This is a genomic window from Bradyrhizobium sp. ORS 375 (genome assembly GCF_000239775.1).
Lineage (GTDB): Bacteria > Pseudomonadota > Alphaproteobacteria > Rhizobiales > Xanthobacteraceae > Bradyrhizobium.
In genome coordinates this window covers 17,507-28,706 of the sequence record NZ_CAFI01000087.1, presented here as the reverse complement: position 1 = coordinate 28,706, position 11,200 = coordinate 17,507, and the positions used below count along the sequence as shown (strand labels likewise).

The 11,200-nt window shown below is 66.2% G+C and carries 11 protein-coding genes; 8 read left to right on the top strand and 3 right to left on the bottom strand.

The genetic code is table 11. The features are described 5' to 3' along the window. Positions 1-245 precede the first annotated feature (245 nt). Positions 246-1,634 (top strand): ATP-binding protein, encoded by a 1,389-nt coding sequence (locus BRAO375_RS07740; RefSeq protein WP_006611505.1) that lies wholly within the window; start codon positions 246-248, stop codon positions 1,632-1,634. A 9-nt stretch (positions 1,635-1,643) separates the two neighbouring features. On the opposite strand, the gene BRAO375_RS07735 is transcribed toward BRAO375_RS07740, so the two are convergent. Continuing rightward, positions 1,644-2,627: a VOC family protein gene (locus BRAO375_RS07735; protein ID WP_009026907.1), complete on the bottom strand. Its 984-nt coding sequence runs from the start codon at positions 2,625-2,627 to the stop codon at positions 1,644-1,646. A 140-nt stretch (positions 2,628-2,767) separates the two neighbouring features. Here BRAO375_RS07735 and BRAO375_RS07730 point away from each other — a divergent pair, with 140 nt between their 5' ends. The 4 genes from BRAO375_RS07730 to BRAO375_RS07715 all read left to right on the top strand — a co-directional run bounded on the left by BRAO375_RS07730 (position 2,768) and on the right by BRAO375_RS07715 (position 7,325). Further along, positions 2,768-3,553 carry a DNA-binding transcriptional regulator gene (locus tag BRAO375_RS07730; RefSeq protein WP_009026906.1) on the top strand — a complete coding sequence of 262 codons (786 nt, stop codon included), beginning with the start codon at positions 2,768-2,770 and terminating at the stop codon, positions 3,551-3,553. Positions 3,554-3,628: 75 nt separating this feature from the next. Continuing rightward, positions 3,629-5,152: a bifunctional 3-(3-hydroxy-phenyl)propionate/3-hydroxycinnamic acid hydroxylase MhpA gene (gene mhpA / locus BRAO375_RS07725; RefSeq protein WP_009026905.1), complete on the top strand. Its 1,524-nt coding sequence runs from the start codon at positions 3,629-3,631 to the stop codon at positions 5,150-5,152. Between the two features lie 31 nt (positions 5,153-5,183). Continuing rightward, positions 5,184-6,035 carry a fumarylacetoacetate hydrolase family protein gene (locus BRAO375_RS07720; RefSeq protein WP_009026904.1) on the top strand — a complete coding sequence of 284 codons (852 nt, stop codon included), beginning with the start codon at positions 5,184-5,186 and terminating at the stop codon, positions 6,033-6,035. An 84-nt stretch (positions 6,036-6,119) separates the two neighbouring features. Next, the gene (locus BRAO375_RS07715) at positions 6,120-7,325 is read left to right on the top strand and encodes an ABC transporter substrate-binding protein (protein WP_009026903.1); all 1,206 of its coding nucleotides are present in this window, start codon (positions 6,120-6,122) and stop codon (positions 7,323-7,325) included. Between the two features lie 309 nt (positions 7,326-7,634). On the opposite strand, the gene BRAO375_RS07710 is transcribed toward BRAO375_RS07715, so the two are convergent. Together BRAO375_RS07710 and BRAO375_RS07705 are read right to left on the bottom strand one after the other, a co-directional pair. Continuing rightward, positions 7,635-8,174: a DUF3617 domain-containing protein gene (locus BRAO375_RS07710; RefSeq protein ID WP_009026902.1), complete on the bottom strand. Its 540-nt coding sequence runs from the start codon at positions 8,172-8,174 to the stop codon at positions 7,635-7,637. An 80-nt stretch (positions 8,175-8,254) separates the two neighbouring features. Continuing rightward, the gene (locus BRAO375_RS07705; RefSeq protein ID WP_009026901.1) at positions 8,255-8,560 is read right to left on the bottom strand and encodes a hypothetical protein; all 306 of its coding nucleotides are present in this window, start codon (positions 8,558-8,560) and stop codon (positions 8,255-8,257) included. Between the two features lie 169 nt (positions 8,561-8,729). Between BRAO375_RS07705 and BRAO375_RS07700 the strand changes: the two genes are divergently transcribed. The 3 genes from BRAO375_RS07700 to BRAO375_RS07690 all read left to right on the top strand — a co-directional run bounded on the left by BRAO375_RS07700 (position 8,730) and on the right by BRAO375_RS07690 (position 10,969). Continuing rightward, positions 8,730-9,194, top strand: coding sequence for a hypothetical protein (locus BRAO375_RS07700; RefSeq protein ID WP_009026900.1), 465 nt, complete (start codon positions 8,730-8,732; stop codon positions 9,192-9,194). A gap of 114 nt (positions 9,195-9,308) precedes the next feature. Further along, the gene (locus tag BRAO375_RS07695; RefSeq protein WP_009026899.1) at positions 9,309-10,013 is read left to right on the top strand and encodes a ribonuclease T2 family protein; all 705 of its coding nucleotides are present in this window, start codon (positions 9,309-9,311) and stop codon (positions 10,011-10,013) included. Between the two features lie 95 nt (positions 10,014-10,108). Then, a complete protein-coding gene (locus BRAO375_RS07690; RefSeq protein ID WP_009026898.1) occupies positions 10,109-10,969 on the top strand; it encodes a 23S rRNA (adenine(2030)-N(6))-methyltransferase RlmJ in 861 nt (286 codons plus the stop codon). Positions 10,970-11,200 lie beyond the last annotated feature (231 nt).

Sequence of the window (11,200 nt, the reverse complement as noted above, 5' to 3'; positions counted from 1 at the left end):
TACAGGTCTCTCCACAAACACTCCCCGTGCGGCTGCCCCTCACCCCAGCCCTCTCCCCGTAAGGACGGGGAGAGGGAGAAGACCGCCACCTGGACGAAAGCTGTCGCCTCCCCGCTACAGGTCGTGAGGCATCCCGATCTCCCCACGTCATTGCGAGCGAAGCGAAGCAATCCAGGGTCCCGCGATAACTCTGGATTGCTTCGCTTCGCTCGCAATGACGGACGTATGCAGCGATTGCGCTTATCATGACCACCCTCGACACCGGCCTCACTCTCATCCGCACCGCCTCGCGGCGAGTGTCGCGCGCCAACAGCATCGTCGGCAATGCCTTCAAGGGCTGGATGCCGACCGGCCTCTATGCGCGCGCGCTGCTGATCATGATCGTGCCGATGGTGATCCTGCAGACCGTGGTCGCCGGCGTGTTCATGGAGCGGCACTGGAACACGGTGACGCGGCGGCTGTCCGCGGCCGTCGTGCAGGATGTCGCGGCGCTGATCGACATCTACAAGGGCTATCCGCAGGACAAGGACCGCACCATGCTGCGCCGGATCGCGCAGCAGCGGCTCAACCTCGTCGTCGACTTCCTCCCTGCCGGCGACATGCCGCCGCCCGGTCCCAAGCCGTTCTTCAATTTGCTCGACCAGTCGCTGTCGAGCCAGATCGGCCGCCAGATCAGCCGGCCCTATTGGATCGATACGGTTGGCCGCTCCAACCTGGTCGAGATCCGCATCGCGCTCGACGATGCCGTGATGCGCGTGTTCGCCCAGCGCGGCGCGGCCTATGCGTCGAACACCGACATCTTCCTGTTCTGGATGGTCGGCACGTCGTCGATCCTGCTGATCGTCTCGGTGCTGTTCCTGCGCAACCAGATCAAGCCGATCCTGCGGCTTGCGGACGCCGCCGAGAGTTTCGGCAAGGGCCGCGAGGTGCCGAACTTCCGGCCGCGCGGGGCGCGCGAGGTGCGGCGCGCCGCGCACGCCTTCCTCGAGATGAAGGCCCGCATCGAGCGCGCCATGGAGCAGCGCACCGCGATGCTGGCCGGCGTCAGCCACGACCTTCGCACTATCCTGACGCGCTTCAAGCTCGAGCTGGCGCTGCTCGGCGACAGCCCCGAGATCGACGCGATGCGCAAGGACGTCGACGAGATGTCGCACATGCTGGAAGACTATCTGGCGTTCGCGCGCGGCGACAATGGCGAGATCGCGCAGCCGACCGACATCTCCAACGCGCTGGAGGAGCTGCGCAGCGACGCCGAGCGCAACGGCCATTCCGCCACCGTGTCGTTCCACGGCCTGCCGGTAGTGACCGTGAAGCCGCAGGCGCTGAAGCGCTGCCTTGGCAACCTCGTCTCCAACGCCGCGCGCCATGCCGATGCGATCGCCATCACGGGCCATCGCGACCACCGTTACCTCACCATCACCGTCGACGATGACGGCCCGGGCATTCCCGCCGACATGCGCGAGGAGGTGTTCAAGCCGTTCCTGCGGCTCGACGACGCGCGCAACCAGGACGAAGGCGGCACCGGCCTTGGCCTCGCCATCGCCCGCGACATCGCGCGGTCGCATGGCGGCGACATCACGCTCGGCGACAGCCCGATGGGCGGCCTGCGCGCGAGCGTGCGGATTCCGGTGTAGTGCGCCGGCTCATTCCTGCGCGATCACGGCGTCGAGCCACGCGCAGTTCAGCGGCGGAACGCGCGGGTCCGGCACGCGGACGCCGCGTGCGGCGGCGGACAGGCGCATGTCGCGCATGCGCTTGCGCGGCTCATCCGGCAAATACAAGCGCTCGTGTCCCCACAATGACGGACCATCGAAGGTCTCGTGCGGCTGCCAGGTCGCTGGATCGATCACCCGGCCGCCCCAGCCATATTCAATGAAGAAGCCGGAGGGCGTGTTGACGTAGAACGAGGTCATGTGGTCGTTGGTGTGGCGCCCCAGCGTGTAGGCCACGCGCCCGTCCTCGAGCTGCGCCAGATCGTAGCCCTGGCCGACATCGTCGAGGCTGCCGAGCTCCACCATGAAATGATGCAGCGTGCGGCGGCCGGAGCCGACCATCGCAAAACTGTGGTGGCGGCCGTTGACGTGGAAGAAATACAGCTTGTACGGCGTCAGGCCGAAATCGGACACCTGGAAGCCGAGCAGGTCGCGATAGAACGTCAGCAGCGGCTCGACCTCCTCGACGTTGAGCACGACATGTCCCATGCCGAGCGGCCCGGTGCGAAAGCCGGAGATCGGACGTCCCGGTCTGAACGGATCGGGGGCGAGCGCTGCGCCCCAAAACACCTCGAGGGTATGGCCGGCCGGATCCTGAAAGGAAATCAGCTCGGTGACATGACGCTCGTCGGCCAGCGCCTGCGAACCGCTGACGACCTTCACGCCATTGTTCTCGAGCCGGCCCGCCAGGCGTGCGAGCGCGGCAGCGTCGCCGACCTCCCAGCCCATGACGGCGAGCCCGTCATCGCCGCTGCCGTCGACGATCAGCCGCTGCTTGCGGTCGTCCATGCGATAGGCCTGCATCCCGGCCGCACGATCGATGCGTTGCATGCCGAGCAGCTCGGTCGCCATCCCCCCCCACTGCTCAGCCTGCGACGACTTGATGCCGATGTAGCCGAGCGCCGTGATTTCCATGACGTGTTCTCCCGAAAGGCGCGGGCCGAATTTCGTATCAGCTCCGCGCGGTCCTGCAGTAGACTGCCGCCCCTGCATCCGGCTCGCGTTCTCAGGACGGTATCGGCGGACGCAAACGAAGACCAGGGAGGATTTTCCAGGTGTCCAAGCAACGGACGCGAGCTCCGCAAGCCCGTCCTGCGGAGGGTGTCCGCGCCTTCAAGCGCGGCCTCGACGTGCTGCGCGCGGTCAACCGGTCCGGCGGCATTCGCGCCGGCGACGTCGCCCGCCAGCTCGATCTGCCGCGGCCCACGGTCTATCGCCTGCTCGAAACCCTGGAGGAGCTCGGCTATGTCGCACGCAGCGCCAGCGATGACCGCTTCCGGGTGACACGCCACGCCCTGAGCCTCGGCGACGGCTATGATCCCGGGATTGTCATCTGCCAGGCCGCCGCGCCCTATCTCGCCGAGCTCAGCCGCACCCTGGTCTGGCCCGTCGATCTATCGACCTATGAGAACGGCGCGATGGTCATCCAGGAAACCACGCATGCGCGCAGCCCGCTCTCGATCGATCGCAGCATGATCGGCAAGCGCCTGCCGATGCTGCAGACCTCGGCCGGCCGGGCCTATCTTGCAGCCTGTCCGGCCGCGGAGCGCGACCTCATCATCAACCATCTCCGACGCATCGAGAATGCCGAGGACGTTCCCTTCCTGGCGCCCGAGCGGCTGCAGCGCATGATGAGTGAAACGGCCCAGCGTGGCTATGCGATCCGGGACGAGGGCGAGTTCAATCCGAAGACGTCGTCGATCGCGGTGCCGATCGTGCGCGACGACGTCGTGTTCGGCTGCATCTCGATCATCTGGATCCGCTCCGCCATGACCCTGGAGGAAGCTGTCACCCAGTACGCGGCGCCCCTGCGCGATACCGCAGCCGCCATTCCCGTCTAACGTTAAACGTCCGCTGGGCGGACAGTTCGTGACCGCGCCTTGAAGCTGCGAGGCGGTTGCGGATCAGATGCGGCCATGAGCACCACGGCCGCACACTCTCCACACTTCGACGTCGTCATCGTCGGTCGCGGGCCGGTCGGCTCGACGCTCGCCAATCTGCTCGGCCTATGCGGCCTCCGCACCCTGGTGCTGGAGCGCGAAGCCAAGACCTATCACTTGCCGCGCGCGGTGCATTTCGACGACGAATGCATGCGCGTGTTCCAGACCATCGGCCTGGCGGAAGCCATGCTGCCCCACCTCACTTTGAGTCCGGGGATGCGCTTCGTCGATGCCGAGGGACGGTTGCTGCTCGACTGGCCGCGCACGCGCGAGCCGACGGCAATGGGCTGGAATCTGAGCTACCGTTTTCACCAGCCCGATCTCGAAGCCGTGCTCAACGACGGCCTGGAGCGCTGGCCTCACGTCGAGCTGCGCACGCGCTGCGATGTGTTCGCCCTGGAGCAGGACCAGGACGGCGCCCGCGTGCGCTATGAGGATCTCGCCACCGGCCAGCTCGTCGACGTCCCCTGCGCCTATGTGGTCGGCTGCGACGGGGCGCGCTCGCTCGTGCGCCGCTTCATCGGCTCGGCGCTCGACGATCTCGGCTTTCACGAGCGCTGGCTGGTCTGTGACGTGCTGCTAAGAGACGAACGGCCGGACCTCGGCGATTTCAGCGTGCAGCACTGCAACCCACAGCGTCCCGCGACCTACATTCGCGGCACCGGCAACCGCCGACGCTGGGAGATCACGGTTCATCCCGACGAGGATGCCGCTGAGATCACCCGGCCCGCGCGCGTGTGGGAGCTGCTCTCGCCCTGGCTCCATCCCGGAGAGGCCGAGATCGAACGCGCCGCCGTCTACACGTTCCACTCCGCGGTGGCGCAGCAATGGCGTAGCGGACGGTTGCTGCTCGCAGGCGATTCTGCGCATCAGACCCCGCCGTTCCTCGGCCAGGGCATGTGCGCCGGCATCCGCGATGCAGCCAATCTCGCCTGGAAGCTCGCCCATGTGACGACCGGCAAGGCAACGCCGAATCTGCTCGACACCTATCAGAGCGAGCGCGACCCGCATGTGCGCGAGTTCATCGAGCTCGCGATCCGGCTCGGCGGTCTCATCAACACCAAGGCCGTCGACGCGGCGCTCGCGACCGGCACGGCCCAGGGCGACGGACAGCTCAAGCTCGACGTGCAGAAGCCGCTGCTCGGCCCGGGTCTGGCCTGCGGCGACCGCGGCCTGACGGGAAGACTGGCACCGCAATTCCGCAGCCGCGATCACGGCCGCAGCGACGATCGGGTCGGCTATCGCTTCGCGCTGCTGTGCCGGTCGGGACTCGGCGCCGCGCTCATCGAGCAGCATCACGCCGATCTGTCGGCAGCCGACGTCGCGATCATGTGCGGCGAGGAAGCTGCCGGCCTCGATGCTTGGCTCGATCAACACGGCCTCAACGCCGTGCTGATGCGCCCGGACCGCTACATCCTCGGTGCTTTCCGCAACGACAAAGATCCCGCGGCGCTGTTGTCCGGCCTCGCCTGCCTCGCGCCGCTGCCGGGGGCCGCCTGATCGTTTCCGTTTGTCCTGAAAGGGTTCACATATGAAGCTGGTTTCCTTTGTCATAGACGGGCGCGCAGGCTACGGCGCGGTGAAGGGCGACGGTGTCGTCGACCTCGGCCGGCGGCTACCCGCGAAGAGCCTGCGCGCGCTGCTGGAAGCGGGCGGGCTCGGCGATGCCGCTGGGCTGCTCGCCTCCGAACAGGCCGATTATCCGCTCGATGCGATCGCCTTTGCGCCCGTCATTCCCGATCCCGGCAAAATCATCTGCGTCGGCCTGAACTATCGCGACCACGTCGCCGAGACCGGGCGGACCGTCACCGAGAAACCCGCGCTGTTCGCTCGCTTTCCGACCAGCCAGGTCGGCCACCTGCAGCCGATCATTCGCCCTGCTGTCTCCGACCATTTCGACTACGAGGGCGAGCTGGCGCTGGTGATCGGCAAGGCTGGCCGGCATGTCCGGCGCGAGGACGCGCTCACCTACATCGCCGGCTATTCCTGCTACAATGAAGGCAGCATCCGCGACTGGCAGCGTCACACCTCGCAATTCCTGTCGGGCAAGACCTTCGACAAGTCCGGCGCCTTCGGTCCCTGGCTGGTCACTGCCGACGAAATCCCCGACCCGTCCAGGCTGACGCTGCAGACCCGCCTCAATGGCGAGACCGTGCAGCGGACCACCACGGATCTGCTCATCACCGACGTGCCCGACCTGATCGTCTACTGCTCGACGATCATGACCTTGCTGCCGGGCGACGTGATCGTCACCGGCACGCCGGGAGGCGTCGGCTTCAAGCGCAGCCCGCCTCTGTTCATGAAGCCCGGCGATACGGTCGAGGTCGAGATCTCCGGCATCGGCGTGCTGCGCAATCCCGTGACCGCCGAAGCGGCAGCCTGACGTCTACGCCTCGCGGAGAGCCGCGCGGCGCATCAACCAAACACGACATAACAAACAAAATCGTTGAATCCGGGGAGGATCATCATGTCGCGCCGTCTCACATCCGGCATCGCCGGGTTGTTGCTGCTTGCAGGCTCATCCGCGCAGGCGGACATCAAAGGACAAGCCATTCGTATCGGTGTGCTCACCGACATGACAGGCGTCTTCGCGACGGCGATGGGGCCGGGATCAGTGGAGGCGGCGCGAATGGCCGCGGACGAATTCGGCGGCAAGATCAACGGCCGGCCGATCGAGATCCTGCAGGCCGATCATCAGAACAAGCCGGACATCGCGGTCTCGATCGCCCGGCGCTGGTTCGAGCAGGACGGCGTGCAGGCGATCGCCGACGGCGGCAGCTCTGGCGCGGCACTTGGCGTGCAGGAGCTGGTGCGCAGCAACGGGAGGATCTTCCTGATCTCGGGGGCCGGCGCCAATCAGCTGACCGACGAGGCGTGCGCGCCGACCTCGGTGCAATGGACGCACGACGCCTATTCGACCGCGACCGCCGTCGTGTCGGGCATCATGCAGACCAGCAAGGAGCCGTGGTTCTTCATCACCGGCGACTACGCGTTCGGCCATTCCGTCGAGGCCACCGCGCGCGCCCGCATCGCGCAACTCGGCGGCACGGTCGCCGGCAGCGTCAAGGCGCAGCTCGGCACGCCGGATTACGGCTCGTTCCTGCTGCAGGCCCAGGCGTCCGGCGCCAGGATCCTGGCGCTCAACGTCGCCGGCGACAACGCCACCGCGATCAAGCAGGCGGAGGAATTCGGACTTGCGGCCCAGGGCATGAAGATCGTGCCGATGTCGTTCCAGAACGTCGACATCGAGGCCATCGGCCTCAAGGCGACGCAGGGCGATCTCATCGTCACCAGCTTCTTCGAGGATGCCTCTCCCGCCGCGCGCCGCTTCTCCGACGCGTTCTACGCGCGCCGCAAGGCGATGCCGTCACAGATCCAGGCCGGCGTCTACTCGGCCGTGCGGCACTATCTGCAGGCGGTGAAGGATGCCGACAGCGATGACGGCGCAACGGTGATGGCGAAGATGAAGGCCACGCCGGTCTCGGACGCCTATGCGGAGCATGGCCAGATCCGCGAGGACCAGCGCATGGTGCACGACCTCTACCTCGTCCAGGTCAAGACCCCCGCCGAGTCGAAGGCACCCTGGGATTTCGTCAAGCTGGTGACGAAGATCGCCCCCGATCAGGCGTTTCGGCCACTCGACCGCAGCAAATGCAGCCTGGTCGGCAAGTGAGCGCGTAAGCGAGCACAATCTGGAAATTCCGCGCGCCGCGATCGTCAGGTCCAGGCGAGCGTTTCCTGAGAACCGGCGATTGTTTCCGGGCGAGCTTTCACCGTCCCCCCTTGGTGTCATTCCCCGCGCAGGCGGGGAATCCAGTACGCCGCGGCCTCTCGGTCGATCACTGCCGTCTCTGGAATACTGGATCGTCGCCTTCGCGGACGATGACAGCCGGGTCCACATGATCCATGCGTCAGGCCTTGGGAAACGGTGGTCTAGTGGTCCCAACCGTCCTGCGTGGCGAAGTGCCGAAGGGGGTGGCCGTTACTGCTTCACACCCGGAATCAGGTTCTTCAGCTTGTTCATGTCCTTGACGTTCATCTTCATGCCGCCGGGCATGACGATGTCGCCGGGCTTCTGGTCGGCCTTGCAGGCGCCGAGCCATTTGGCCTCGATCGTCATCGCGGTGTCCTTGGCGGCCGCGCCTGCGCCGCCCTGGACCTTCGACGTCGTCTTCACCGTGTAGGCCGAGTTGAAGTCGCCGGTGATCTCGGCATGCGAGGTCGTGCTCATGCCGCCGAAGCTGCAGACGGAATCGCTGACATAGCCGGTCGCCGTCTTCTGGATGTCCTGCTTGGAACAGGCCTGCTGCGCCAGCGGCGAGGCCATGTTGTTCATGTCCTTGTCGGTGGTCTCGTCGGTGCAGTGCTGCATCGTCATCTCCGGCAGCTGGCCGCCGGACCGGATCATCTTGAGCTCCCACAGGCCAGCCTTGCGCACCGGCAGGTCGAGCGCGAAGGCAACGCCCGCCGTCCCGCCCAGAAGGCCGCAACAAAGAGCGAGGACGAGGCGGTGACGTGTCATGATGATGATCCGGCTTGATGTCGATCGGCGGACCGATGACGCCGAATCATGGCGTTAGTGTAGTCAGGCCTCGAACAGGTTCAGTACAGCGTCCGCAGCGGGCGCTGGGCCGAGCCGTAAGGCACCCAGCGGCAGGCGAACGAGACGTAGCCGCCGTAGTGGGGATCGACTGCGCGGAACTTGGCGACCTTGCCGTAGGACGCGCAATGGTCGACTGCGAGCTGGCGCGCATCGGTCGACTGGGCGAGCGAATAGGCGATGATGCCGCCAGTGTCGTTGCCCTTGAACGGCGGGACCACGTCCGCGCGGGCGGGCGCGCCGGCCAGCAGCATCCCCGCGGCCAGCAGGCCTGCCGTCCTCACCAATCCGACCTTCAGCATCCGCATTGCATTCTCCCAAAGCGCTTGCGCCATCCTAAAGGTCCTGTCCCGTCAAGAAAAGAACACCGGCCTTCGGTTAACAGGACTAATCGTGGAGTGTTGCCGCGTTGCACTTGACCTCCTGGAACAGGCGCGGCACGGTCCACGCTCCCGGATCAGCCTTTGCGGACGGCCCATGCGCGACTTCAGCACTGCTTTCAAGACATTCGGCACCGCCTGCGGTGCGTTGCTGGCTGCGCTCGTCGCGACCGCTCCGGCCCAGGCTGCCAACCCGCTCGAGATGAACTTCTGGCTGTCCGGCCCGAAATACGAAGGTCGCGTCGCCCCCTGCGAGGCGGCTATCCCGACCATCGTCAGCCGGTTCCAGGATAAGGAGAGCACGTTCTGGAATTCCTCGCTGACGATCACCGGTGTGGCCAACGTCCGTGAGATCGCCTTCCGCCCCTGGCAGTCCGACAACATTCCGCGCCGCTTCTGCACCGGCAGCGTGATGATCAGCGACGGCAAGGCGCGCACCTTGAACTACTCGATCATCGAGGATGGCGGCTTTGCCGGCTATGACCAGGGCGTGGAGTTCTGCGTCGTCGGCCTCGACCGCAACTGGGCGTTCAATCCGGCCTGCCGCGCCGCCAAGCCCTGATTCGGCGATCCGCTGGAGTCATCTCTGACGAACGGCTGCCTTCGGGCAGTCGTTTTTGTTCTTGAAATGTTCCCATGGCCTGCTAAGTTCCCGGCACCGTCCGGGGAGTTTGCCATGTTTGATTGCCTGCGCCGACCTGCCGTCCTGCTTGCTAGAACCGCCGTTTGTTTGGCCTTGCTGCTCGGTGCCCTGGCCGGCGCCCCAGCCGAGGCCCAAGACCGCCGGCAGAACGCGCCGGGCGCGTTCGACTTCTACGTGCTGTCGCTGTCGTGGTCGCCCTCGTTCTGCGCCGAGGCCGAGGAGCGTGGCGGCCGCGGCAGCCGGTCGCAGCAATGCAGCGGACGGCCCTACTCCTTCGTCGTGCACGGGCTGTGGCCGCAATACGAGACCGGCTATCCCGAATATTGCGAGCAGCCCTCGCCGCGACTGCCGCGCAACATCATGACCTCGATGCTCGACCTGATGCCGGCGCCCGGCTTGATCTACAACGAGTGGGACAAGCACGGCACCTGCTCCGGCCTGTCCGCCAAGGCCTATTTCGAGGCCATCCGCAAGGCGCGCGCCGCGATCAAGATCCCGCCGGAGTTTCTGGATCTGTCGCAGGCCAAGACGGTCGCGCCGGCCGCGATCGAGGACGCCTTCATCAAGGCCAATCCCAAGCTGACCAATTCGGCCATCGCGGTCACCTGCAACCGCACGCGGCTCAGCGAGGTGCGGATCTGCCTCTCCAAGGACCTCGAATTCCGCAACTGCGACGAGGTCGACCGCCAGGCCTGCCGCCGCGACGAGGTCAACATGCCGCCGGTGCGCGGCGGCTAGCTCTGCAGCGAGTCAGGCTGCGCGGTCGCAACCAGCGGGCGCGCAGGCGAATGACGGGGTACCCTTTCGGCGCGGAAGGGCGTAACTCGTGCAGCATGAACTACCGACACGCCTTCCACGCCGGCGGCTTTGCCGACGTCATCAAGCACATCGTGCTGACCCGCATCCTGGTCTATCTCCAGGAAAAGCCGGCGGCCTTCCGGGTCATCGACACCCACGCCGGCGCCGGCCTCTATGATCTCACCGGCGACGAGGCCACGCGCAGCGGCGAATTCCTCACCGGCATCGCGCGGCTGCTGCAGGCGCGTCTGTCCGACGAGGCCTATGCACTGCTGCAGCCATATCTGGACATCGTCCGGTCCTTCAATCCCAAGACGGAGCTCGTCGCCTATCCGGGCTCGCCGCTGATTGCGCGCGCGCTGCTGCGGCCGCAGGACCGCATGACCTTGTGCGAGCTGGCCCCAGTGCCGCGCAAGCAGCTGATCGATGTGTTGCGCCGCGACGCACAGGCGCGCGTCGTCGATCTCGACGGCTGGGTCGCCCTGCCCGCCTTCGTGCCGCCGAACGAGCGCCGCGGCGTCGTGCTGATCGATCCGGCCTTCGAGGCCAAGGATGAGTTCGAGCGTCTCGCCGACCGCTTTGCCGCAGCGTTCGCGAAGTGGACGACCGGTATCTACGTGCTCTGGTATCCGGCGAAGAGCCGTCGCGCGACCGAGCAACTCGCTGATCAGGTCGCGCATCTCGCAGCTGCGGCGAAGCCGCCGGGCAAGGTGCTGCGCGTGGAGTTCAGCGTCGCGCCGCAGATCGAAGGCGAGGCGCTGACCTCGACCGGACTGCTGATCGTCAATCCGCCCTGGACATTGCATGATGAGCTGAAGCTCATCCTGCAGGAACTGGTCAGACCGCTCGGCCAGGGCGGCCCTGCGCGCTTTCGCCTGGACATCCCCAAAGCTTGAAGCGGAAGTTCGTCGAAAAGCCGTAGTCAATTGGCGCGGAACCGTATTATTGTGTCTGACTGTAAGACTGGCTTTACGTTCCGCTTCCGCGAATGGTTGCGGCGGGGTGATCAAGGCCTAACAAGATCCGGCGATCCGGCGCGGCGAGCGCTGGACGTTAAGGTGGCCAACGCTTTCCGATCAAAGTGATGTCCGGTCGGACGCTGCGCAGGGCGCGCAGTGGAGGAAGCA